Genomic DNA, 22,423 nt, shown 5'->3' on the forward strand with positions numbered 1-22,423 from the left:
GCGCCGCACACACCTCACGCACCGCACGCACCTCACACAGCAAGGACAACCACATGCAGGACTATCCCGGCCTCCGTCGCAGGGGCCTTCTCGCGGCGGCCTCCGGTATCGGCGCCCTCACGCTCGTCGGCTGCGGCGGCTCGGGCTCAGGCAACGGCAGCGACGGAGCCGACGGAGGCGGCGACGGGAAGCCCAGGCGCGGCGGACGGCTGCGGGCCGCCTTCGCGGGCGGCGGCGCGAGCGAGACGCTCGATCCGCATCTGGCCAACCTGTTCGCCGACGTGGCCCGCGCCAAGGCGCTCTTCGACAAGCTGGCCGACTACGGGGACGATCTGTCCGCCCAGCCGCGCCTGGCCTCCGGCTGGGAGCCGAACGCGGGGCTCGACCGCTGGAAGGTCACCCTGCGCAAGGCCGACTTCCACGACGGTAAGCCCGTCACCGCCGAGGACGTCCTGTTCAGCTACCGCCGGATCGCCGATCCCGAGAAGACGTTCCGTGCGAAGGCGTCCCTCGAACCGATCGATCTCAAGGCGAGCCGGGCGGTGGACGAGCGGACCGTCGAGTTCGTGCTCAAGCGGCCGACGGCCGAGTTCCCCAATGTGCTGGCCGCGTTCGGCGCGTACATCGTTCCCGACGGGTCCTCCGCGGCCGACTTCGACAAGAAGCCGGTCGGTTCGGGACCGTTCCGCTTCGTGTCGTTCGCGCCCGGCCGCTCGGCGGTCTTCCGGCGCAACGACGACCACTGGGACGGCGCCCCGCACCTCGACGAGGTGGAGTTCGTCGTCGCCAACGAGGAGTCCGCGCGGGTCAACGCCCTGCTCGGCGGACAGGTCGAGTACGCCCATGAACTGAACCCGACGACCGCCCGCGCCCACGAGGGCAAGGGGCAGATCGAGATCGTACGGCTGCGCAACAGCGCCATGCAGGCCTTCGCCATGAAGACCGACCGGGCGCCCTTCGACGACAAGCGGGTCCGGGAGGCGTTCTTCCTCATCGCCGACCGCCAAGAACTCGTCGACGGGGCGCTGTCCGGGGCAGGCGTGGTCGGCAACGACCTCTTCGGCAAGGGGTACGAGTACTACGCCGACGGGCTTCCGCAGCGCGAGCAGGACCTCGACCGGGCGCGGTCCCTCCTGAAGCAGGCGGGCGCCGAGAAGCTGAAGGTCACCCTGGACACCTCGGCGGTCGCGGCCGGGTTCACCGAGGCGGCCAGCATCTTCCGCGACCAGGCCGCCGAGGCCGGCGTGACGGTCGAGGTCAGGATGGGCAGCAAGGACTCGTACTGGGCCGACATCCTCGACTCCGGGACCCTGTGCTGCTACCGCTCCGGAGCCATGCCCATCGAGGCGCACATCTCGCAGCGGCTGCTCACCGACTCCACCACCAACGCCACCAGGTGGCACCACAAGGACTTCGACGCGCTCTACCAGCAGGCGCAGGCCACGAAGGACAGCGAGGAGCGCGCCGCGGTGTTCGGCCGGATGCAGCGCAGGCTGTACGCCGAGGGCGGCTTCCTGGTGTGGGGGTTCGCCGACTGGATCATCGGAACCGCTCGTACTGTCAAGGGAGTTGACCGCAAGGCGCCCGCCAACACGCTCGACTGGGCGCGGTTCGACAAGGTCTGGCTGGCGTGAGCGGACTCGGTTCCTGGGCGGCCCGGCGGCTGCTGCTCGGTGGTGTGCAGACCGTGGCCGTGGTGCTGCTGGTCTTCGCACTCACCGAGGCGCTGCCGGGTGACGCGGCGGTGGCCCTCGCCGGGGACCAGCCCGACCCGGCGCGGATCGCCGCCATCCGCGAGGCGATGGACCTGGACAGGCCCGCGTACGAACGGCTCGCCGACTGGACGGCCGGGCTCCTGCACGCCGACTTCGGCACCTCCCTGGCCTCCGGGCGGCCCGTCACCTCGTACCTCTCCGGTGCCTTCGGGCCGACGCTGCTGCTCGCCGGGCTCACCGTGGTGCTGCTGGTGCCGGTCGGGGTCGGGCTCGGGGTGCTGGCAGCGCGGTTCGAGGGGCGGCTCGTGGACCGGCTGGTCAGTGCGGTGACGCTGGGGGTGTACGCGGTACCGGAGTTCGCGTTCGGGGTGCTGCTCGTGACCGTGTTCGCGCTGCGGCTCGACTGGCTGCCGCCGACGGCGGTCGGCTACGGCACCGACCTGCTCGCGCATCCGGCCGCCCTGGTCCTGCCGGTGCTCGTCCTCCTCTCCCGTCCGGTGTGCTCACTGTCCCGGCTCGTACGCGCCGGAATGATCGACGCGCTCGCCTCGCCGTACGTCGCGCATGCCCGGCGGTACGGGATTCCGGGCGCCCGGGTCCGGTACGCGCACGCCCTGCCGAACGCGGTCGCGCCGGCCGCTCAGCAACTCGCCCGTACCGTCGACTGGTTGCTGTGCGGGGTGATCGTGGTGGAGGCCCTGTTCGTGATCCCCGGCCTGGGAACCGTGCTGATGAACGCCGTTGCCGAGCGTGATGTGCCCGTGGTGCAGGGCCTCGCGGTGGTCTTCGGACTGATCACGGTGGTGCTGAACCTGGGGGCCGATCTGGTCGCCCACCGGTTCGCGCCGCGGGCGGAGGTGGCCGCGTGAGAGCGCTTGGCCGCGTGCAAGTACTCAAGAGAAGGCTGCCGTTCGGGCGTTTCGCGCTCGGCGCCGTCCTGGTGGGTGTGCCGCTCGCGCTCGCTCTGCTCGGGCCGCTGACCGTGGGCGGTCCGGGGCCGCGGGCCGCCTCGTTCACGCTCGGCGACGGGCACTGGCTCGGCACGGACTTCGTGGGGCGTGACGTGTGGCGGCAGGTGCTGCTCGGCGGCCGGCCCGTGGTGGTCGTCGCGCTCACGGCGACGGCGCTGGCGTATCTGGTGGCGCTTCCGGTCGGGCTGATCAGCGCGCTGACGCACCGGACCTGGCTGGAGGAGACACTGATGCGGCCGCTGGACGTGCTGCTCGCCGTACCGTCCCTGCTGATGATCCTGCTGGTGGCCTCCGTGTTCTCGCCCGGCGCCACCGGGCTGGCGCTGCTGGTGGCACTCGTGAACATCCCGGACGCCGCGCGTATCGTACGGGCCGCAGCCGCCGACGTGGCCTCCCGGCCGGCGGTGGAGGCGCTCCGGATGCAGGGCGAGTCGTGGTGGCGTATCGCCGTGGGCCATGTCGGCCGGTCGATCCTGCGCCCGCTCGCCGCCGACGCGGGGATACGGCTGACCGGTGTCCTGTATCTGGTGGCGACGGCCGCGTTCCTGGGCATCGGGGTGGCGCCGGACGCGGCCGACTGGGCGGTGATGGTCGACCGCAACCGAACAGGGCTGTTCGTGCAGCCCTGGGCCGTGGTCGTCCCCGCGCTGCTCATCGTGGCCCTGACCATGGGCAGCAATCTGCTCTGCGACGCGGCACTCAGGAAGGGGCCGCGTTCATGAACGGGCCGGGTGAATCGGGCGGAACCGGCGAGACGGGCGAGCCCTTGGCGGTGGCGGAGATCGAGGGGCTGACCGTGGAGGTCGGTGGCAGACACATCGTCGACGGAGTGAGCCTGCGGGTGCTGCCCGGACAGGTGACCGCGCTGGTCGGGGCCTCCGGCAGCGGGAAGACGACCACGGGGCGTGCGCTGCTGGGCGAGTTCCCGCCAGGGGCGCGCGTGGAGGGTTCCGTACGGGTGGCGGACGCCTTGGTCGGTTACGTCCCGCAGCATCCGGCGACGGTGCTCAATCCCGCGCGGCGGGTGGGGGCGCTGCTGCACGACATCGCGCGCACTCAGGTGCGCGAGTTGCCTCGCCGTGACCGGCGCCCGGCGGCCCGGGAGCAAGTCCTCACCGCCCTGGAAGCCGCACAACTCCCCGATGGAGAGGCTCTGTTGCGACGTTACCCGCATCAGCTCTCGGGCGGTCAGCAGCAACGGCTGGTCCTCGCCCAGGCGTTGTTGCTCGGCGCCCGGGTCGTCGTCGCGGACGAGCCCACCACCGGTCAGGACGCGCTCACCAGACGCCGGGTCGTGGACGAGCTGGCGGCGGTCGCCGCGCGCGGGATCGGGGTGGTCCTGCTCAGCCACGATCTGGAGACGGTCCGCGCGCTCGCCGACGAGGTACTGGTCATGCGGGACGGCCAGGTCGTGGAAGCGGGCCCGGTGGAGCGGGTGTGGCGGGCTCCCGCCCACCCCTGGACACGCCAACTCCTGGCAGTGCGGGAGCCGTTGGCGGACGCCGCTCGACAGGGCCCGCGCCCGGAGGCCGTACTGCGGGTCCAGGGCCTCCGGGCCCGGCACCGGCCCGGCGTCGAGGTGCTGCGCGTCCCCGAACTCGCCGTGCACCCCGGCGAATGCCTCGCCGTGCTCGGCCGTTCGGGAAGCGGCAAGACGACGCTCGCCCGCTGTCTCGCCGGACTCCATCGCACGTACGAGGGAGAGGTGCTGCTCGACGGGGTCCCGCTCCCGCGCAGTCTGCGGGACCGGGGGCGGGACCGGCTGGCGGCCGTGCAGTACGTCTTCCAGGACGCGCGCGCCTCCTTCGACGAGCACCGGCCGGTCCTGGACCAGGTGGCCCGCACGGCGGTGAGACTGCGCGGGGTTGCCACGTCGGAGGCACGGGCGGCGGCGTCGACGACTCTCAACAGCCTCGGCCTCAGCGACGAGTCGGCGGCGCGACTCCCCGCCCTGCTGTCCGGCGGTGAGCTTCAGCGGGCCGCGCTCGCCAGGGCGCTGCTCGCACGGCCACGGGTCCTGGTGTGCGACGAGATCACCTCCGGGCTCGACACGGTCACCCGCCGGGGCCTCCTCGACCTGCTCGCCGGGCTGCTCCGCGACCGCGACGACCTCTGCCTCGTCCTCATCACCCACGACCTCGACACGGCCCGGCTCGCCACGAGGATCGCGGTGCTGGACGGCGGGGAGGTGGTCGAACAGGGCCCGGCGCGGGACGTCCTCACGGCTCCCGCGCATCCGTTCACCGTGTCGTTGGTCCAGTCGTCGGAGGAGTTGGCGGCGAGGTCGTCGGGGCGGTTGGCGGGGCAGGTCTGATCGTGGTGCCGCTCAGCGGAAGTCCACCTCCACCGGGTCCGCCGCCACCCTGGTACGGGGCACGCGCGCGACGAGGGCCAGGAGGTCCTCCCGCGCGGTGCCGACGGGCACGCCGAAGCCGCCCAGCCAGTCCTCGGGCCTGGCGGCGTCGGTGTCGAGTGTGAGGGTGTAGAGGTAGCGCCCGGGTCGTCGGGGGGTGAAATGCGCGAAGGTCATGAGGGGCAGGCAGCCAGGGCCCGAGGACGGGTCCCAGGACTGGCCCGGCGACAGTTTGCGCAGGTCAGACGGGCGCAGGGGGCCGACGAGGGGGTCCTCGGCCGGCGCGGGGGACGCCACGACGGTGCCGTACTCGGCGGGGCACGCGACCCTGCCTTCTCCTTCAGCGTCCCCTTCGCCGTCGCCGGCTCGCGTGACGGTCGGCCGGTAGTGCGGGAAGCGCAGGCCGTTCTCGGAGCCGTCGAGCACGCCCGCGATCCACAGGTCGTGGTCGCCGGTGTTGCGGAGCTCCACCCGCACGGCGGCCGGGCGGCCGAGGGGCTGGGGGCCGCTCGGCCCGTACAGGACGAGGTCGATCACTCGGCTGCTCCCCTCCCGTGCCTCTGATTCCCCGGCCCCCGGGTTCCGGGGCCGGTGGGCCCGATGCTGCCACAGGCGAGGCGGCCGGAGAGGGCGCTCACGGGCAGAGGGGTGTCCCGTGAGCGCCCTCCTGGGCGCGGGGCGGCCGGGGTCAGCCGCCGAACTCCTCGGTGAGCCGCGCCTTCGTGGAGTCGACCTGATCGCGTACGGCGTCCTTGACGAACGGCTTGAACGCGGGTGTGTCGAAGTGCTTGACCAGCCGGTCGAGCGTGGAGTTGGCCTCTTCGAGGTCGCCCTGGCGGGCGTAGGCGCGGGCGAGGCGCCGTGAGGCCAGGTTGAGCGTCAGGTTGTCGACGCCCTTGCCCTGCTGGGAGACCTTCACGACCTGGGCGAGCTGCTCGATCCCGGACTTGGGGTCCGGGGGCCGTACGGTCAGCTCGGTCTTGTCCGGGCTCAGGCTCTTGAACTCGTGCTCGAAGTTGAGGCCCTTGGCGAGGCGCGCGTACACGGCGAAGGGGTGGGTGCCGTGCCGTTCGATGACCTCCTGGAGCGCGTCGTTGCCGGACTGCAGTGACGGCGAGTCGGAGCCGCGCAGGGCAAGGATCTTGCCCTGTTCCTCGCCCGTCATCAGCTCGGCGAGCCGGAGGTCGGCCTGGCTGACCGGATGCCGTACGTCGAGCCGCAGCACCGGCGAGACGATCCGGGACCCGTCGGAGGCCAGGTAGGCGGCGCGCAGCTGGTAGGTGCCCGGCTGCTGGAAGTAGTGCCCGTCGCGGCCGTAGCCGATGTAGGCGCTGCTGTAGATCGCGGGCCGGCCGGCGTCCAGGCGGACGGTCTGGTCCTGGTCGACGCAGCGGCGCAGCAACGGCCGGTAGAGCACGGTGCGTCCGGAGGGCTGCCGGATGGCGATGCTGACGAGTTCGTCGTCGGGGTGGAGGTGGTTGTGCGTGGCACGGCCGCGCAGGTCGGTGGTCTCCAACTTCAGTTCCACGACGACGGGTTCGCCGAACGCCAGGCCGCTCTTGTCGGCGCGCAGGCCGAGGCGCAGGCCGGACTCGTCGGTGAGGGGCTCGTCGAAGAGGGCCGGTTCGATGTCGGCGGCGCCGGTGCCGAACGCGTTGGCACCCATGACGACGTTCCGGTAGAAGCCGTGCCGCAGGTGCATCTGCTCGTTGTCGGTGAACTGGAAGGGGAAGGCGCCCCAGTAGGCCGCCGCTCCGCCGTTGCCGTTCAGCGGCTGGTAGTTCTGCGGGTAGTTCATCCATGACAGGTCCGCGAAGCCGTTGTTGCCGCCGAGCGGGGCCGGAGGCGTGGCCAGGTTCTTCTGCCAGGAGTGCAGCAGGTTGAAGGCGTGGCCGATCTCATGGACGTACGTGCGGAGCATGGAGCGTTGTTCTTCGGGGCCCGCGCCCTGGATCAGGTCGTAGAAGACGGCGCAGCCCTGTCGTTGGAAGGAGTCGGCGGCGTCGAACATGATGCCGCGCACGCCTGCCATGCCTTCGTAGCTGCTGGCGACCAGCAGCCACAGTTTCCATTGCGGGGCGTTGCGCCAGAGACTGAAGTTGGTCTCCATGGCGGCATGGAGTTCGGTGTTGGTCCAGCCGTTCCGGCTGTTCGCGATGACGTTCGCGGTGCCGGAGACGAGCAGTTCGATACCGGCCTCGGCGTAGGCCCGCGGCACGGTGAGGATCCGGGCGGGGCTGTTGGCGGGCTGCGGCAGCGATCCGGTGTCGTACGAGAGGAAGGGCACGGCCCCGGTGACGGAGTCCTGCTCCCACTCGACGGTGCGGAAGTACGGCGAGACGTACGGGCAGACGTAGGTGGCGCCCAACTGGTTCGGCGGGCGCAGGAATTCGACGGTCGCGGCGCCCGGCCGCTGGTTCGTCCTGCTGCGCGGGACGGTGACCCGCACGAGTGTGTACGCGGTCTGCCAGGTGTAGGAGGCGATCCCCCTGATGACGACCTGGGTCGAGGTCCAGGAGACGGTGGGCGCGTCCACGAGGAACGAGCCGAAGTACGCCTGCGTACCGCCGCCCGTGCTGGAGAAGTCGCCGCTGACCTTCCGCAGGACCTTCGGGCCGCCGGGAACACTGTCGACGTCCACGCGCAGGGTCAGTTCGTAGCCGCCGCTGATGCCGCGGTAGCGGCCACGGGTGGGGCGGTGGGCCGGTAGGGCGGCGCCGGATTCGGCGCGCGCGGCCGGTCCGCCTGCGGCCTGGCGCTGCTCGGCCGCGCGTCCCGGGCCTTCCCCCTGGACGCGTTCCGTCGCGCCCGCTTCGGTGCCGTAGTCACCCCGGACGCTCTCCTGACCGCTTTCCTGACCGCTCTCCCACTCCTCGGGGAAGGAGGTGTCGGCCAGGGGCGTCGCCGAGAAGTCGGCCGTCCCCGTTGTCGGATCTCCACTGGCTGTTGACATGGCGACAAGCCCTCCGTTCGCTCGACGCGCCGTGCAACGGGTGGCGTCCGCGCGACGCCACCCCTGGTCCCGACCGGCCGGAAGGACTGGTGCGAGCACGTTGGCACCGCGCTCACGCCGCGTCAACGATCCTTTCCGTTGTCCCGCAGAAATACGACGTGGCCGTCCGACCGCTGGTTCTGCAGGTGAAAGCGGTTCGTCAGGAGGTGCCTGCGCCCCCGTTCACGGCACGCTCCGGGCGGCACGCGGCCTCTCCTCGCAGAATGGGGACATGACTGGGGACAGGACCGGGGACGTGACCGGGGACGTGATGACGGACACGGCGACGATGTTCGCCTGGGAAGTGGCCGAGCCCGGACCGGTCGAGAGCGGGCCGCTGCAGCTCGTCGAGAAACCGGTCCCCGTGCCGGAACCCGACGAACTCCTCGTCCGAGTGAGCACCTGCGGCGTGTGCCGCACGGATCTGCATGTCGGGGAAGGCGATCTGCCGGTGCGGCGGGCGCGGGTGACACCGGGTCACGAGGTCGTCGGGCGGGTGGCGGGGATGGGGGCGGAGGTCACCGGACACAGCCTCGGCGACCGGGTCGGGGTGGCCTGGCTGCGCCGTACCGACGGCACCTGCGCGTACTGTCTGCGCGGGGCGGAGAACCTCTGCCCGGACTCCCGCTACACCGGCTGGGACACCGACGGCGGCTACGCCCAGTACACGACCGTGCCGGCCGCCTTCGCCCACCGGCTGCCCGACGGCCCCGACGACATCGCTCTGGCGCCGCTGCTGTGCGCGGGCATCATCGGACACCGCGCGCTGCTGCGTGCCGCCCTGCCGCCCGGCGGGCGCCTCGGCCTGTACGGGTTCGGGGGCAGCGCCCATCTCTGCGCGCAGGTGGCACTCGCGATGGGTGCGACCGTGCATGTGCTGACCCGGGATCCGGCCGCCCGGCGACTGGCCCTCGACCTGGGCGCCACGTCGGCTGCGGGGGCGTACGACGCGCCTCCGGAGCCGCTGGACGGCGCGATCCTCTTCGCTCCCGTCGGCGATCTGGTGCCCGTGGCGCTGCGCGCCCTGGACCGGGGTGGCATCCTCTCGATCGCGGGCATCCACCTCAGTGACGTGCCGCCGCTCAGCTACGAACGTGAGCTGTTCTACGAGAAGGAGATCCGCAGCGTCACGTCCAACACCCGTGCGGACGCCCGGGACTTCCTGGCCCTGGCGGAACGCCACCGGGTCCGTGCCACGGTCCACCCCTACCCGATGTCGCAGGCCCCGGAAGCGCTCAAGGACCTCAAGGCGGGCCGCTTCGACGGGGCGGCCGTACTGGTCGACGACGGCGGGCCCTGGCGCTGACCCCGGCCCACACCTCGCAAGGACGGAGCCACACCATGCGATGCAGCCCCTTCGACATCAGCCACGCTTCCACAGTGGCTAGTTGGCCGACCACGCCGACGGAGGCGTTGATGTGGTGCGGCCGGGAGGAGTTCCCGGTGACGGAGGGGACGGTCGCGGCGTGGCAGCGGGATCCGGACGTGCGGGCATACGTCCTGGTGGAGACCGAACAGCCGCTCGCGTACGGGGAGTTGTGGCTCGACGCCGAGGAGGACGAGGTCGAACTGGCGCGGATCATCGTGGCACCCGGGGTTCGCGGACGGGGCCTGGGCCGCTCACTGGTCCGGGGCCTGCTCGCGGAGGCGCGACCGGCCGGCCTCTCGGAGGTCTGCATGCGGGTCCATCCGCAGAACACCGCCGCCCTGCGCTGCTACCGCGGGGCGGGCTTCGAACCGGTTGACGCGGAGTCGGCCGCGTCCTGGAACACGGGCCAGCCGGTCGAGTACACCTGGCTGCGACACGGGCACGCCTGAACGGCGAGCGCGGGCTCGCCCGGCGTGCGGGACCGCGGGGCCGGCGTGCGGGACCGCGGGGCGTGCGTGCGGGACCGCATGCCCGGCGTGCAGGGCCGCTTGCCCGGCGCGTGGGACCGCGGGGCCGGCGTGTGACACCACCGGGCCGTTCTTGGTGGTGCGCAGCGGCGAAATGTTGCTCCGGACGGGGGATTTCTGACGTCGTATCAGCGGTGCGGTGCGTTTCCCGGTTCCAGACGTGAAAGGGAGTCGGATGCACAACCGATTTGTACGACAATCATTCCGCTCGGAGGACTTCGTATGCCCGCCTCACCGCTCACCCGTTCCGTCGGCGTCCGCACCAGCGCCGCAGCCCTCACCACGGTCGCCCTCGCCGGCGCCGCACTCCTCGGGGCACCGGCCGCCCACGCCGCCCCCGACAGCGGAGACGTCAAGATCCACTCGGAGACGACGTCCCCCACCGACCAGCGCGACGAGACCAAGGTCTGCAAGTTCTACCTGGCCGCCTTCAACTTCGAGGGTGTCGGCGTCACGGGGATCACCTACATCATCGAGCCACAGCCGGCGGCCTCGGCCGCAGCCACGCTCAACGGCACCCTCAACCTCCCCATCGGCACCGGCTACACGGACACGCTCGCGCTGCCCGACGGCAACTACAAGCTCACCTGGAAGCCCGTGGGCGGAGCGGGCGCGGGCAAGGAGAAGCTGTTCAAGGTCGACTGCAAGCCGGCGGCGAAGCCGGACGCCAAGCCGCAGGCCCCCAAGGGCGCCGTGCCCGCGGGCGGCGGCGGTCTGGCCGAGACGCCGACCGTGTCGACGGTCGCCGCCGCCGGAGCGGTGGGCCTGGTCGGCGTGTCCGGCTTCGTCTACTTCCGGCAGCTGCGTCGCCGGTCCGACGGTGCCGCGTAGGCGCGCGCCCAGGCCCTGGTACCGCACGCGTGCCTACCGCCTGACGAGAACCGCGGTTCTGTTGTTCTCGTTGGTGATGGGCGGCATCTGGTGGTCCGAGGACGACGGCCGGCCCGCTGGGCCGGTCGCCGCCCCGGCGGTGGAACTCGGGGACGCGAAGGCGTCCCCGGGTCCGCCCGCCGCCGCGGCACCGGAGCCCCGGCGCACCCCCGCTCCCGTACGAACCCCCGTCAGCCGTCCCAGCCCACCACCCCCCTCCTCCCCCACGACCTCCGTCGTCTCCACCGCCTCCACCGCCCCGACCGGCCCAGCCACCTCGGCCTGTCCAGCCACCTCGGCCACCGCAGACATCCCGGCCGCCCCAACCTGCCAGGCCGCCTCAACAGCCGCGAAAACCACAGCAACCGCAACCGCAACCGCAACAGCCACGGCAGCCGCACATCCTCTCCCGTTCCAAGCCCACCAGCCTGAACATCCCGTATCTGGGCCTGCAGGCCCCGCTCATGGGGCTGGGCCTGGACCGGCGTCAGCAGCTCACCACCCCGCCGCTCGACAAGCCCAAACTGGCCGGCTGGTACGAAGGCGGCCCGTCACCGGGAGAGAAGGGCACCGCCGTGGTGGTCGGCCACCTGGACACCCGTACCGGACCCGCCGTCTTCGCCGGCCTGAGCACGCTCAAACCGGGCCTGCTCGTCGAGGCCCTGCGCGCCGACGGACGTACCGCCGTCTACACGGTGGACGCCGTCCGCGTGTACGAGAAGGCGCGCTTCCCGAGCCAGGAGGTGTACGGCGCGCGGAAGCGTCCGGAACTGCGGCTGATCACCTGCGGAGGCGTGTACGACCGGCGGTCCGGCTACAAGAGCAACGTCGTCGTCTTCGCCCATCTGACGAAGACTCTGGAACCCTCCCGCCACGCCTAGTTGGCGTCGTCCGTGCCACACTCCTGCGGTGCCACACTCCTGCGGTGCGACGGGCCACGGGCGAGGGACGGGGACTGCTTCGGTATGGGCGACAGCACTCTGTGGGTGGCCGCGCTGACGGCCGCGACCGCGGTGCTCGCGAGCTGGGTGACCAGCCGCGGCACCGCACGCGCGGCCCGCATCCAGGCGGACGCGGCCGCCGCGACCGTACAGGCGGACGGCCTCAGGGCCGCCCGCCGCGCGGCGTACGTCGACCTCATCGAACAGGCCCAGCGCATGGGCGACCTGTACTGGAAGGTGACCGACGCACACGAGATCGGTGACCCCGACGAGCGGCTGGCCGCCCTGCGCGAGCTGCGGATCCGACTGCGCGGCGAGTACGCGGTGCTGCGCCAGCGGGTCTGGGTCGCGGACCTGGAGGGCCCGCCGGAGGTCGCGTCGGCCGCGGACCGGCTGCGCCGCTCCACCAGCGGCAACTACCGCGCGCTCGACGCGATGATCGCCGGCGAGGAGGACGCGGGCCGCCGGTTCAACGACTGCTACGCCCCGTTCTGGGAGTCGGTCGTGCACTTCGTCGGGGTGGCCCGCACCGCTCTGCACGGGACACGTGTCTAGCGCCCCTGCCCGAAGGCGGACGGCGACAGCGGCAGGACGGCACGGCCCGATCCGGCCCCGTCACTGGTCGCGGCGCTGTACGGACGCCACCGCGACGACCGCCGCGGCCACGGCCCAGACCGCGTAGACCGTCCATGCGCCGCCTGCCGTCCACGGGTGGGCGACCGGCTGGTGGCCGACGGCCGTCAGCCGGTTCCACGCTCCCGCGGGCAGAGCGTGGTCGATGACGGCCGCCCAGTGGCGGTCGGCGCTGAAGATCAGCGGCAGCAGCAGGAGGACCACCACGTTCGCCGTCATGGTGGCCGCGCTGTGCCGCAGGACAGCGCCGAGTGCCAGGCCGACGAGCGCGGACACCGGCGCGAGGAGCGCGGACGCCACGACGAGGCGCAGGGCGCCGGGGTGATCGAGAGCCACCCCGGCGTCCCGGCCGGACAGGACGGCCTGGGTCAGGCCGAACGAAGCCACGGAGACAACCGCCCCGAACACCGTCGTGACGGCCGCGACCACGCACACCTTCGCCGCCAGCACCGAACGGCGGGCCGGTACGGCGGCGAACGTCGTGCGGATCAGCCCGGTCCGGTACTCGCCGACGATCACCGTCGCGCCGATGCTGCTGAGGGCCAGCATGAGCAGCATGGCGGCGTCCGTGGAGAACGCGATGGACAGCGGGATCCCGTCCCGGACGAAGTCGGCCCGTGACGCCGTGTCCCGCTCCGACCAGTAGCGGTAGGTGTCATAGGCCATGCCCACGTTGAAGCCGACGACAGCCAGCGCGGTGGCCGCCAGTGCCCAGCCGCTGGAGCGCAGCGACCACCATTTGGTCCACTCGGCGGCGACGAGGTCACGGAACCGGGCGCGGGGCTCGGCGTCCTGACCGCCTGCAGCCGTGGCACCGGCACAGGCGTTGGCATTGGCATTGGCATTGGCTTTGGTGTGAGCGGCGGCCGTGTCGGTCATCGGTCCGCTCCCGCGACATGGCCGACGCTGTCGGCGGTCAGTTCCATGAAGGCCTCCTCCAGGGACGCGTTCCGGGCGGTCAATTCGTGCAGCAACACCCGGTGCCGTAGGGCGAGTTCACCGATCCGGTCGGCGTCCAGTCCGGTCACCGTCAGCGTGTCCGGCCCCTGCTGCAGCACCCGCGCTCCCTCCCCCGTCAGCAGTTCGGTGAACGCCGTGAGGTCAGGGGTCCGTACCGTCACGCTCGGGCGGGTGCCGCGGGCCGCGAATCCGGCCAGACTCTCGGCGGCGATCAGCGAGCCGCGGCCGATGACGACCAGGTGGTCCACGGTGTTCTCCATCTCCGACATCAGGTGGCTGGAGACCAGCACGGTGCGGCCCTCGCCGGCCAGTCGGCGCAGCAGTCCCCGCAGCCACGTCACGCCCTCCGGGTCGAGCCCGTTGAGGGGTTCGTCGAAGAGCAGCACCGGCGGGTCGCCGAGCAGTGCCGCCGCGATGCCGAGCCGCTGTTTCATGCCGAGGGAGAAGCCGCTGATCCGGCGTCGGGACGCGCCCGCGAGGCCGACCTCCTCCAGCACCTCGTCCGCCCTGCGGCGCGGGATGCGGTTGGACCGGGCCAGTACGTACAGATGCGTCCGCGCGGTGCGTCCGCCGTGCACGTCGTGGGCGTCCAGCAGCGCGCCGACGTGGCGCAGTCCGCGCGGCCGGTCCCGGAAGCGGCGGCCGTCGACGGTGACGGAGCCGCCGGTCGGGTCGTTCAGGCCGAGGACGATCCGCAGGGTGGTGCTCTTGCCGGCGCCGTTCGGGCCGAGGAACCCGGTGACGTGGCCGGGCCGCACGGTGAAGCTCAGACCGTCGACGGCGGTGGTGCCGCCGTATCGCTTCGTCAGTTCATTGACTTCGATCATGTGCTCAACGGTGGCCGGGAGCAGGGTGGTCGGGCATCCGGCCGGCGCCGACAATCGGGCGGGGCGGTGTCGGCCGGGGATGTACACCCACGGGCGGATGTCCCGCCGGAGCCGGGTGGTTACGATCGGCGCATGCCCGTCACGCCCCGTCCTCCGCTGTCCGTACCGGCAGGTGTGCGGTGACCGTGCGCGTCGTACTCGCCGACGACCAGCCCCTCGTCCGTACCGCACTGCGCCTGGTGATCGCCGACGAGGCCGGTCTGGAGGTCGTCGGGGAGGCCGGAACCGGCGCCGAGGCGGTGGCCCTCGCCGAGAAGGAGCGCCCGGACGTCGTGGTGATGGACATCCGGATGCCCGGCATGGACGGCATCGAGGCCACCCGGCTGATCACGCGCGGGCCCGACGCCGGCCATGTCACCCGTGTCGACGCCACCCATGTCACCCATGTCACCCATGTCATCGTGCTCACCACCTTCGATGACGACGACTGCCTCTACGGGGCGCTCAGGGCGGGCGCGGCCGGGTTCCTCGTCAAGGACATGGCGCTGGAGGACATCCTCGACGCGATCCGGGTCGTCGCCACCGGGGACGGCCTGCTCGCGCCGAGTGTCACCCGCCGCCTCATCCGGGACTTCGCCGACCGCCCCGCGTCCGCGACTCCGGACGCGGCCCCCTCCGCACGCACGGTCGGCGGCATCACCGGCCGGGAGCGCGAGGTCCTGGCGCTCGTCGGCGCCGGGCTGTCGAACACCGAGATCGCCGAGCGGCTCTCGATCAGCGTCGCCACCGCCAAGACCTATGTGTCGCGACTCCTCACCAAGCTGGACGCCCGGGACCGGGTGCGGCTCGTGATCATCGCGTACGAGTCGGGGCTGGTGGCGTCGGGCCGTTGAGGGATCCGAGCCAGTCGGTCAGGAGCCGGTTGACCTCGTCCGGGCGCTCCTGCTGGACCCAGTGGCCGGCCCCCTCGACGAGGTGGGAGGAGAACAGGCCGGGGAGCGTACTGGGGAACGCCTTGACCGCGTCGGCCAACCAGGCGATGGACGCGTCGAGTTCACCGGCGACGAAGAGCGACGGCTGGGTGAGGGGGGCGCCTTCGAAGTCGGCGAGGTCCTCCCAGTCCCGGTCCATGCTGCGGTAGCGGTTCAGCGCTCCGGTGAAGCCGGTCCGCTCGAACTCGGCGGCGCAGAAGTCGAGTTCCTCGTCGGTCAGCCAGGACGGGCTCTCCTGCACGAACCGGTCCGAGAGCCGGCCGCCCTTCGGTACGAAGAAGACCGCGCCCTCGCCCGACGCCGGCATCGTGTCACCGGCCAGCGTCGCGTAGAAGCCGGCGAGCCATCCCCGTACGTCCGGCTCGATCTCCGCCTCCGCGCGGCCCGGCTCCTGGAAGTGGCTGACGTAGAACTCCTCGTCCCCGCCGATCATGGCGAAGGCGTCGGTCGGCTTCATCCCGCCCCGGGGCGCGTACGGCACCCCGAACAGTCCGACGGCGGTGAAGACGTCCGGCCTGAGCAGCGCGGAGTCGGCGGCGATGGTCGAGCCCCAGTCGTGGCCGACGATCACCGCGGTCTCCTCGCCGAGCGCGCGGACGACCGCAACGTTGTCCTCGACATGGGCTCCGATCCGGTACGCCGCCACGTCGTCGGGCGCCGGGGAGCGCCCGTAGCCGCGTACGTCGACGGCGACCGCCCGGTAGCCCGCCGCGGCGAGCGCGGGGAGCTGGTGGCGCCACGAGTGCCACAGCTCGGGAAAGCCGTGGATCAGCAGGACGAGCGGGCCGGCGCCCTGTTCGACCAGGTGGATCCGGCGACCGGGAACGTCCACCGTCCGATGTGTGGCGCCCGCCGGGGTGAACGGGCTGACTTCCTGCGACATACGTCCTCCTTGCGCCGGCTTTCCGACCGCTGAGCTGCCGAACCGCTCAGCGCTCTGCCGTCGATCATGCGGGCGCTCCCGCCGAGCGGCGAGAGACCTTGCCGTTTCGGCAAACCGTGTCGCGCGGCACGGTCCGGACGACCGGTGGGTTCACGCCGACTCCAAGCGGCCGGGCGGCTCGGTGAACCGGACCGTGCGACGGCACGTACTGAAGGAGGGCGTTCACCTCGCGGGTACGCCCGCAGCACTCGCGGGTACGCCCGCAACAGAAGTGACGCTGTGTCAGGACAGTCGCACGGGAGCCGTGGATGAGGCATGCACGACGGAATGTTCAGCGAATCGCACGGTTCGCCGCCATCGGCGGGCTGGCCTGCGGAGGGCTGATGGTCACGCAGGCCATGGCGAGCGAGACCTCGTCGGACGGCACGAAGGCTCCCAACGCGGAGACCCGGGCCGCCCGCACGGGACAGGAACTGGTCTCCGAGCTGGGCACCTCGCGTACGGCGGGCAGCTGGATCGACGCCAAGGGGCGCCCGGTCGTCGCGGTGACCGACGAGAAGGCCGCGGCCGACGTACGCGAGGGCGGCGCCGTGGCCAAGGTCGTCCGCTACACCATGCGGGACCTGAAGTCCGCCACCGAGGCGTTGAAGGACGCGCCCAAGGTGGCCGGCACCTCCTGGGCGATGGACTACGCGACCAATCAGGTGGTGGTGCGCGCCGACACCACCGTCTCCAAGGCCGAGTGGGCACGGCTGACCGCGGTCGCCGAGGACATCGGCGCCTCCGTGCGCATGGAGCGGACCGAGGGCACGTTCACCCCTCGGCTGAACGGCGCCGACGCGCTCTTCGCGGGCTCGGGCCGCTGTTCGGCGGGCTTCAACGTGACCGACGGCCAGGACGACTTCATCCTCACGGCCGGCCACTGCGGCCCCGTGGGCACCTCCTGGTTCTCCGACCAGCAGGGAGCCGAGTCGGTCGGCTCCACCGTCTCCGGCTCGTTCCCCGGCGGTGACTTCTCGCTCGTGCAGTACAACGCCGGCACCGCCCTCAGCGGCGCCGACATCGTGACGGTCGGCAACGGCCAGGGCGTACGGATCATCGGAGCGGCCGATCCGGCCGTCGGCCAGAAGGTCTTCCGCAGCGGCAGCACGACCGGCCTCCAGTCCGGCCAGGTCACCGGACTGAACGCGACGGTGAACTACCCGCAGGGCACGGTCACCGGACTCATCGAGACCACGGTGTGCGCCGAACCGGGCGACAGCGGGGGTCCGATGTTCGCCGACGGACTGGCCATGGGCGTGACCTCGGGCGGCAGCGGTGACTGCCAGGCCGGCGGTACGACGTTCTTCCAGCCGGTCACCAAGGCACTGACCTCGCTCGGTGTGAAGCTGACGGTCGATCCCGCGGCGGCCGGTCAGGGCGCGCCCTCGTCCGGCGCCGACGGCGGCACGGGCAACGACGCGGCCGCGGCGGTACCGCCCGCCACGTCCTCGACCGCTCCCGGCGCGGCCCTGCCCGGCGCCATGGGACCCGCGGGCACGGCCCCCCAGGGGCAGACCGACAACGCCGCCTCGGCACTGGACCGGCTCGGGGAGTACCGCAATCTCGGCCCCGGGCTGTTCGTCATCGCGGGGAGTCTGCTCGCGCTGGTGGCGATACGGATCCGTTCGGAACGCGGCCGCAAGCGCTACCGCAACCAGTACGCGCAGAGCTGGGGCTGACACCCGCCCCGCGGGCCGCGGGCGGCGGGCACGGACGGTTTACTGGGGACATGACGCGCCCCAGTCAGGACACCGGCCGAGCCCCCACCGACGCCGCCCCCTCCGCCCCGGCCCCCGTGGTCACCGGCACCCCGGGCTCCTTCGCCCGCGGCGTGCTGGACAAGCGGCACCCGGCCCTCATCGAGCGCGTCCGGCGGGCCACCCCGTATCCGCCCGAGCAGCGGCGCGCACTGGACGCCCTCCTCGACGAGATCACCAAGGGGTCCATCGAGCGGCTGGCCGACGACGAGCCGGGCGCCGATCTCTGGCGGGACGAGCCGTACTACGGGCAGCGCTGGGCGGACGTGCCGTTCCTCTGGGCGGAGAGCTTCTTCTACCGCAAACTCCTGGCCGCCCTGGGGCACTTCGCGCCGGGACCCTGGCTGGGCATCGACCCCTTCGCCCCCTTCAAGAACGCCGAACTCGCGGGCTCCAAGGTCGACGACGAGCTGTCCGCGCTCGACCGCCTCCCCGATCTGCCCCCGGACGAGCAGGACCGTACGCTCCTGCTCTCCTCCCTCTGGGGCAACCGGGCCGACCTCGGTTTCCAACTGTCCGCGGGAGAGGCCGGGTTGGGCGACCGGGTCCAGGGGCTCGTGGCCGACGACTCGGCCGCGCTGTGGGACATCCTCGCGGCCGGAGTGACAGGTGGCCCCGGAGAGCCAGGTGGGCCCAGCAGTCCCGGCAAGGTCTGTCTCGTCGCCGACAACGCCGGCCCCGAACTGCTCCCCGACCTCGTCCTCGCCGACCATCTGCTGGCCACCGGCCGGGCCGACTCCGTCGTCCTGCACCTCAAGCCGTATCCGTACTACGTCTCCGACGCCACCACCACCGACACGCTCGCCTGTCTCGACCGGCTGACCGCGGCGTCCGGCCGTGCGGCGGCGGTCGGCGCACGGCTGCGGGACGCCCTCGGCGCCGGGCGGCTGGTCCTGCGCAGCCACCCGTTCTCCTGCGCGCCGCACGGCTACGACCGGATGCCCGCGGATCTCCGGGAGGACTTCGCGTCCGCCGCGCTCACCGTCATGAAGGGCGACCTCAACTACCGCCGCCTGGTGGGCGACCGGCACTGGCCGGCCACGACGCCGTTCGCCGAGGCCACCGCGTACTTCCCGGGCCCGGTGGCGGCCCTGCGGACGCTCAAGTGCGACGTCGTGACCGGGCTGACTCCCGGCACTCTGGCGGAACTGGACGCGGGCACGGAGTCCTGGCGCACGAGCGGGACACATGCCCTCATCCAGGTCAGGCCCTGAGCCAGGTCAGATCTTGAGTCCGGTCAGGCCCTGATCCCGGTCAGATCCTGATCCAGGTCAGGCCCTGATCCCGGTCAGATCCTGATCCAGGTCGGGCCCTGAGCCGGTCACGCTCCGACCCTGGTCAGACCTTGACCGCCGCCCTTCCGTCGTCCGACGTGGCGGGCAGCCCGGCGCCCAGCAGCGCGCCCAGCGTCGCGACGGCGGCGAGGACGAGCAGCGCGACGCCGGTCGTCGAGACGTCGGCCGGCCGGAACACCGTGGCCAGGGCCACCCCGAGCATCGGCCCGATGTTCATCGCGGTCTGCTGGAGCCCGCCCGACACCCCCGCGGCCTCCACGGACGCCGCGCGTACGAGGACCGCGGTGGCGGTGACCATCACGGCCACGAAACCGGCCCCGAGGAGCAGGAAGCAGCAGCCGATCGTCACGGCGCCCGACGTCCGGTCGAGACAGGCCATCAGCAGGGTGGCGAGGGCGACAAGTGCCGCGCCCGTCATGACGGTTCGGCGTGGCCCGAAGCGGCGGAACAGGACCGTGGACAGGGGCGCGCCGGCCACCATCATGAGGGCGAGCGGCAGCGCGTGCAGACTGCTCTCCAGGGGATCCAGGCCCCGCACGTCCTGGAGGTAGTACGTGCCGAGGAACAGCGTGCCGAACATCGCCGCCGACACCGCCACCAGCGCTCCGAGCGCCGAGGTGACCGTCGTCGAGCGGAACACGTCGGGCGGGATCAGCGGTCCGGCCGTACGGCGTTCGTGGCGCACGAAGGCGGCACAGGCGACCATCGTGCAGAGGACGCCGAGAACGGTGGCGGCGGTCCCGCCGGAGCCCGGCAGCCCGACCAGCGTGTGGACCAGGCAGATCAGCGTCACCGCCAGCAGGCCCGCGCCGGGCAGGTCCAGGCGTACGTCCGAGGTGGGCGCCGGCAGGCGGACCGCGAGGGCGAGAGCGCCCGCAGCCAGCGCGGGTATCACGCTCAGGAAGAAGACCCACCGCCAGCCGAAGTGCGAGATCAGCGCGCCGCCCGCCAGGGGGCCGAGCGCGGCGGCGGCGCCGATCGCGCTGGTACGCAGGGCGACGGGCATGCCCAGCCGGTCGGGCGGATACGCGGCCCGGAGCATGCCCAGGGTGGCCGGTTGCAGCAGCGCCCCGAAGATCCCCTGGGCGACGCGCAGGGCGATGACCCAGCCGATGCCGGGCGCCAGGCCGATGGCGGCCGAGGCCAGGGCGAAGCCGAACACGCCGAGGGCGAAGACCCGTCGGTGCCCGTGGCGGTCGCCGAGCCGGCCGGCGAAGACGAGCAGGCAGGCGACCGCGATGAGATAGCCGGTGCTGATCCACTGGACCTGCACGAACGAGGCGTCGAGGTCGCGGCGCAGGGTGGGCTGCGCGACGGTCGTCACGGTTCCGTCGAGGGCCACGACGGCGGCTCCCGTGACACCGGCGACGAGGGTGAGGCGTTGCCGGAGCGCCGCGTTCACCGCTCCGGCCCGAGATGGGCGTCGAGAGCGGCCCGTACGAAGGGTTCGACGCCGTCCGCTCCCGTCGCGAGCCGGAGACTGCCCCAGGCCCACAGCTGCGCGACGCCGTGCAGGTTCGCCCAGAGCGCGCCCGCGACCTCCGGGGCCCGTACGTCGGGGCGGGCCCGGCCCACCAGGTCCACCATGGTCCCGAAGAGTGGCAGGCTGGTCTCGCGCAGGCCCAGGCGGTTGCTCTCCAGCAGGTCGTGGCGGAACATCAGCTCGTACATGCCGCGGTGGGACAGCGCGTAGTCGACGTAGATCCTTGCCAGTGCGGCGAGTTGGGCCCGCGGGTCCTGCTGGTTGCCGCGCAGTTCCGCGGCGGCCTCGGCCCCGAGTTCGGCGAAGCCCTCCCGCGCGATCGCGGACAGCAGCTCCAGATGCGTCGGGAAGTAGCGGCGGGGCGCGCCGTGCGAGACACCTGCCCGGCGGGCGATCTCCCGCAGGGACAGGGCCTGTACGCCCTCCCGCGTCACCAGTTCCACGCCGACGGCCACCAGCCGGGCCCGCAGCCCTGTTTCTGCCTGGCCCGGTTCTCCTTGGCCACGTTCTCCCTGGCCCGGTTCCGCTTCTCGTTCGCTCATGGACACTGTCTACCAGTGGCGCGTAGACAGTGTCTACTCGCCGATGCGGGTGGGCGGTTCGTCTTTGTGTGGGGTACCGGGAGCGCTGTCACAGGCAGCGCATACCATCACGGGGATGAGCAGCCGGACGTCCCAGCGAGCGCGCCGCGTCACCCGCGGCGCGGCGCTGTGTCCTGCCCTGGCCGTGCCGCTCGGCGTGCTGCTCGCGGTACTGGTGGCCTGTCTCGGTTACGTGCCGGCGCACGGCCGGACCGCTCCGGCCGCCGCGCCGGTGGTCACCGTCTCCGTCCCGCACGAACGGCTGGCCTCCCCCGCCGAGCACGACCAGTGCTGCGGGCTGCCCACGCACGAGGCGCGGGCCGTGCTGCCGGTGGGCGCCCACCCGCTGCCCGCGGTGGCACCGCGGATGCCCGTCGTGGCGCCCGCGGCCACGGCGGCACGCGTGCCCGCGACGCCGCCCGTCCGCGGGGCTCCCGATCTCCATGTCCTCCAGGTGCAGCGGATCTAGACCGGCGTCCGTGTCACGACGTCCGTCCGACCCCTCACCCATCGCCGCCCGCCCGGACGATCCGGCGCGGCGGGGACAAGGAACGCATTCCCATGAGCAGAACCAGCAAGAAGTCGGCCGCCACGGCACGCAAGGCGCGGATCGAGGAGATGCGCCGCACCGAGAAGGCCCGTGAGCGCCGGAACCGCATCCTGACCATCTCGGTCAGTACGGCCATCGTCGTCGGGCTCGTCGGGTTCGGCGCGTACTACGTCGACCGGGCGAACGACAAGGACGAGCAGCAGCAGGCGGCGGCGAAGAAGCCGGTCAAGGGCGAGAAGTCCTGGAACGCGAAGAAGCTGACCCAGAACCATGTCTCGAAGCCCGTGTCGTACCCGATGAATCCGCCGGTGGGCGGTGACCACAACCAGGCGTGGATGACGTGTGACGGCTCGGTCTACACGAAGGCGATACCGAACGAGAACGCGGTGCACTCGCTGGAGCACGGCGCGGTCTGGATCACGTACAACGACAAGGCGGCGGACGCCGATGTGAAGACGCTCGCCGACAAGGTCGGCAAGACGCCCTACACGCTGATGAGTCCGGTCGAGGACCAGGCCGGGGCTCTCATGCTGTCGGCGTGGGGCAAGCAGCTGACCGTCGAGAAGGCGTCCGACCCGCGGGTCCAGCAGTTCCTCACGAAGTACGTGCAGGGCCCGCAGACCCCCGAGCCGGGAGCCGCCTGCACCAACGGCATCGACGCGGCCTGACGGACACCGGCCCC

At 72.2% G+C, this 22,423-nt stretch carries 22 protein-coding genes; 14 read left to right on the plus strand and 8 right to left on the minus strand.

The window, feature by feature from the left end; translation table 11 throughout:
- The first annotated feature begins 53 nt into the window (after positions 1 to 53).
- Genes C6Y14_RS04360 through C6Y14_RS04375 form a run of 4 tightly spaced genes read left to right on the plus strand, consistent with a single transcriptional unit; the run spans position 54 to position 5,000 of the window.
- Positions 54 to 1,634 (plus strand): ABC transporter substrate-binding protein, encoded by a 1,581-nt coding sequence (locus C6Y14_RS04360; protein ID WP_107015201.1) that lies wholly within the window; start codon positions 54 to 56, stop codon positions 1,632 to 1,634.
- On the plus strand, positions 1,631 to 2,584 hold the full coding sequence (locus C6Y14_RS04365) for an ABC transporter permease (protein ID WP_107015050.1): 954 nt from the start codon (positions 1,631 to 1,633) through the stop codon (positions 2,582 to 2,584). Before C6Y14_RS04360 ends, C6Y14_RS04365 begins: the two co-directional genes overlap by 4 nt.
- Before the next feature lie 14 nt (positions 2,585 to 2,598).
- Positions 2,599 to 3,408 carry an ABC transporter permease gene (locus C6Y14_RS04370; protein ID WP_225890884.1) on the plus strand — a complete coding sequence of 270 codons (810 nt, stop codon included), beginning with the start codon at positions 2,599 to 2,601 and terminating at the stop codon, positions 3,406 to 3,408.
- Positions 3,405 to 5,000 (plus strand): ABC transporter ATP-binding protein, encoded by a 1,596-nt coding sequence (locus tag C6Y14_RS04375; protein WP_107015052.1) that lies wholly within the window; start codon positions 3,405 to 3,407, stop codon positions 4,998 to 5,000. Before C6Y14_RS04370 ends, C6Y14_RS04375 begins: the two co-directional genes overlap by 4 nt.
- 12 nt (positions 5,001 to 5,012) lie before the next feature.
- On the opposite strand, the gene C6Y14_RS04380 is transcribed toward C6Y14_RS04375, so the two are convergent.
- Together C6Y14_RS04380 and C6Y14_RS04385 are read right to left on the minus strand one after the other, a co-directional pair.
- Positions 5,013 to 5,576, minus strand: coding sequence for a hypothetical protein (locus C6Y14_RS04380; RefSeq protein ID WP_107015053.1), 564 nt, complete (start codon positions 5,574 to 5,576; stop codon positions 5,013 to 5,015).
- A 151-nt stretch (positions 5,577 to 5,727) separates the two neighbouring features.
- Positions 5,728 to 7,992 (minus strand): zinc metalloprotease, encoded by a 2,265-nt coding sequence (locus C6Y14_RS04385; RefSeq protein ID WP_107015054.1) that lies wholly within the window; start codon positions 7,990 to 7,992, stop codon positions 5,728 to 5,730.
- Between the two features lie 328 nt (positions 7,993 to 8,320).
- Here C6Y14_RS04385 and C6Y14_RS04390 point away from each other — a divergent pair, with 328 nt between their 5' ends.
- The 3 genes from C6Y14_RS04390 to C6Y14_RS04400 all read left to right on the plus strand — a co-directional run bounded on the left by C6Y14_RS04390 (position 8,321) and on the right by C6Y14_RS04400 (position 10,758).
- A complete protein-coding gene (locus C6Y14_RS04390; protein ID WP_199854635.1) occupies positions 8,321 to 9,337 on the plus strand; it encodes a zinc-binding alcohol dehydrogenase family protein in 1,017 nt (338 codons plus the stop codon).
- A 74-nt stretch (positions 9,338 to 9,411) separates the two neighbouring features.
- The gene (locus C6Y14_RS04395) at positions 9,412 to 9,849 is read left to right on the plus strand and encodes a GNAT family N-acetyltransferase (protein WP_159074162.1); all 438 of its coding nucleotides are present in this window, start codon (positions 9,412 to 9,414) and stop codon (positions 9,847 to 9,849) included.
- Between the two features lie 300 nt (positions 9,850 to 10,149).
- Positions 10,150 to 10,758 (plus strand): hypothetical protein, encoded by a 609-nt coding sequence (locus C6Y14_RS04400; protein ID WP_107015056.1) that lies wholly within the window; start codon positions 10,150 to 10,152, stop codon positions 10,756 to 10,758.
- Between the two features lie 33 nt (positions 10,759 to 10,791).
- On the opposite strand, the gene C6Y14_RS44830 is transcribed toward C6Y14_RS04400, so the two are convergent.
- Complete coding sequence (locus tag C6Y14_RS44830) at positions 10,792 to 11,100, minus strand: hypothetical protein (protein WP_225890885.1); 309 nt, start codon at positions 11,098 to 11,100, stop codon at positions 10,792 to 10,794.
- A 146-nt stretch (positions 11,101 to 11,246) separates the two neighbouring features.
- Here C6Y14_RS44830 and C6Y14_RS44835 point away from each other — a divergent pair, with 146 nt between their 5' ends.
- Entirely contained in the window at positions 11,247 to 11,678 is a 432-nt protein-coding gene (locus tag C6Y14_RS44835) for a class F sortase (protein ID WP_318658049.1), read from the plus strand.
- A gap of 84 nt (positions 11,679 to 11,762) precedes the next feature.
- Positions 11,763 to 12,293 (plus strand): hypothetical protein, encoded by a 531-nt coding sequence (locus C6Y14_RS04410; RefSeq protein ID WP_107015058.1) that lies wholly within the window; start codon positions 11,763 to 11,765, stop codon positions 12,291 to 12,293.
- A 60-nt stretch (positions 12,294 to 12,353) separates the two neighbouring features.
- On the opposite strand, the gene C6Y14_RS04415 is transcribed toward C6Y14_RS04410, so the two are convergent.
- Both C6Y14_RS04415 and C6Y14_RS04420 read right to left on the minus strand, forming a co-directional pair.
- A complete protein-coding gene (locus C6Y14_RS04415; protein ID WP_225890886.1) occupies positions 12,354 to 13,250 on the minus strand; it encodes an ABC transporter permease subunit in 897 nt (298 codons plus the stop codon).
- Positions 13,247 to 14,158, minus strand: a complete 912-nt coding sequence (locus C6Y14_RS04420; RefSeq protein WP_107015059.1) for an ABC transporter ATP-binding protein — start codon at positions 14,156 to 14,158, stop codon at positions 13,247 to 13,249. Before C6Y14_RS04420 ends, C6Y14_RS04415 begins: the two co-directional genes overlap by 4 nt.
- Before the next feature lie 179 nt (positions 14,159 to 14,337).
- Here C6Y14_RS04420 and C6Y14_RS04425 point away from each other — a divergent pair, with 179 nt between their 5' ends.
- A complete protein-coding gene (locus tag C6Y14_RS04425) occupies positions 14,338 to 15,051 on the plus strand; it encodes a response regulator (protein WP_107015060.1) in 714 nt (237 codons plus the stop codon).
- Here the strand turns inward: C6Y14_RS04425 and C6Y14_RS04430 are convergent.
- A complete protein-coding gene (locus tag C6Y14_RS04430) occupies positions 15,011 to 16,033 on the minus strand; it encodes an alpha/beta fold hydrolase (RefSeq protein WP_107015061.1) in 1,023 nt (340 codons plus the stop codon). The two genes, C6Y14_RS04425 and C6Y14_RS04430, sit on opposite strands and share 41 nt — an antisense overlap.
- 308 nt (positions 16,034 to 16,341) lie before the next feature.
- Between C6Y14_RS04430 and C6Y14_RS04435 the strand changes: the two genes are divergently transcribed.
- Positions 16,342 to 17,754: a S1 family peptidase gene (locus C6Y14_RS04435; RefSeq protein WP_107015062.1), complete on the plus strand. Its 1,413-nt coding sequence runs from the start codon at positions 16,342 to 16,344 to the stop codon at positions 17,752 to 17,754.
- A 50-nt stretch (positions 17,755 to 17,804) separates the two neighbouring features.
- Positions 17,805 to 19,046 (plus strand): damage-control phosphatase ARMT1 family protein, encoded by a 1,242-nt coding sequence (locus C6Y14_RS04440; protein WP_107015063.1) that lies wholly within the window; start codon positions 17,805 to 17,807, stop codon positions 19,044 to 19,046.
- 124 nt (positions 19,047 to 19,170) lie between these two features.
- Here C6Y14_RS04440 and C6Y14_RS04445 read toward each other — a convergent pair whose 3' ends face one another.
- Both C6Y14_RS04445 and C6Y14_RS04450 read right to left on the minus strand, forming a co-directional pair.
- Positions 19,171 to 20,529, minus strand: a complete 1,359-nt coding sequence (locus C6Y14_RS04445; protein ID WP_107015064.1) for an MFS transporter — start codon at positions 20,527 to 20,529, stop codon at positions 19,171 to 19,173.
- Positions 20,526 to 21,152 (minus strand): TetR/AcrR family transcriptional regulator, encoded by a 627-nt coding sequence (locus C6Y14_RS04450; RefSeq protein WP_107015065.1) that lies wholly within the window; start codon positions 21,150 to 21,152, stop codon positions 20,526 to 20,528. Before C6Y14_RS04450 ends, C6Y14_RS04445 begins: the two co-directional genes overlap by 4 nt.
- A 115-nt stretch (positions 21,153 to 21,267) precedes the next feature.
- Between C6Y14_RS04450 and C6Y14_RS04455 the strand changes: the two genes are divergently transcribed.
- The gene (locus C6Y14_RS04455; protein ID WP_107015066.1) at positions 21,268 to 21,660 is read left to right on the plus strand and encodes a hypothetical protein; all 393 of its coding nucleotides are present in this window, start codon (positions 21,268 to 21,270) and stop codon (positions 21,658 to 21,660) included.
- 92 nt (positions 21,661 to 21,752) lie between these two features.
- Entirely contained in the window at positions 21,753 to 22,409 is a 657-nt protein-coding gene (locus C6Y14_RS04460; RefSeq protein WP_107015067.1) for a DUF3105 domain-containing protein, read from the plus strand.
- Positions 22,410 to 22,423: the final 14 nt, after the last annotated feature.

This window comes from Streptomyces dioscori, from assembly GCF_003024195.1.
GTDB lineage: Bacteria > Actinomycetota > Actinomycetes > Streptomycetales > Streptomycetaceae > Streptomyces > Streptomyces dioscori.

Bases quoted from the DNA above. Each gene is read 5' to 3' on its own strand.
- C6Y14_RS04435 (WP_107015062.1), top strand. From the start codon at position 16,342: ATGAGGCATGCACGACGGAATGTTCAGCGAATCGCACGGTTCGCCGCC.
- C6Y14_RS04415 (WP_225890886.1), bottom strand. From the start codon at position 13,250: ATGACCGACACGGCCGCCGCTCACACCAAAGCCAATGCCAATGCCAAT.
- C6Y14_RS04375 (WP_107015052.1), top strand. From the start codon at position 3,405: ATGAACGGGCCGGGTGAATCGGGCGGAACCGGCGAGACGGGCGAGCCC.
- C6Y14_RS04385 (WP_107015054.1), bottom strand. From the start codon at position 7,992: ATGTCAACAGCCAGTGGAGATCCGACAACGGGGACGGCCGACTTCTCG.
- C6Y14_RS04390 (WP_199854635.1), top strand. From the start codon at position 8,321: ATGTTCGCCTGGGAAGTGGCCGAGCCCGGACCGGTCGAGAGCGGGCCG.
- C6Y14_RS04420 (WP_107015059.1), bottom strand. From the start codon at position 14,158: ATGATCGAAGTCAATGAACTGACGAAGCGATACGGCGGCACCACCGCC.
- C6Y14_RS04400 (WP_107015056.1), top strand. From the start codon at position 10,150: ATGCCCGCCTCACCGCTCACCCGTTCCGTCGGCGTCCGCACCAGCGCC.
- C6Y14_RS04455 (WP_107015066.1), top strand. From the start codon at position 21,268: ATGAGCAGCCGGACGTCCCAGCGAGCGCGCCGCGTCACCCGCGGCGCG.
- C6Y14_RS04430 (WP_107015061.1), bottom strand. From the start codon at position 16,033: ATGTCGCAGGAAGTCAGCCCGTTCACCCCGGCGGGCGCCACACATCGG.
- C6Y14_RS04460 (WP_107015067.1), top strand. From the start codon at position 21,753: ATGAGCAGAACCAGCAAGAAGTCGGCCGCCACGGCACGCAAGGCGCGG.
- C6Y14_RS04410 (WP_107015058.1), top strand. From the start codon at position 11,763: ATGGGCGACAGCACTCTGTGGGTGGCCGCGCTGACGGCCGCGACCGCG.
- C6Y14_RS04440 (WP_107015063.1), top strand. From the start codon at position 17,805: ATGACGCGCCCCAGTCAGGACACCGGCCGAGCCCCCACCGACGCCGCC.
- C6Y14_RS04450 (WP_107015065.1), bottom strand. From the start codon at position 21,152: ATGAGCGAACGAGAAGCGGAACCGGGCCAGGGAGAACGTGGCCAAGGA.
- C6Y14_RS04360 (WP_107015201.1), top strand. From the start codon at position 54: ATGCAGGACTATCCCGGCCTCCGTCGCAGGGGCCTTCTCGCGGCGGCC.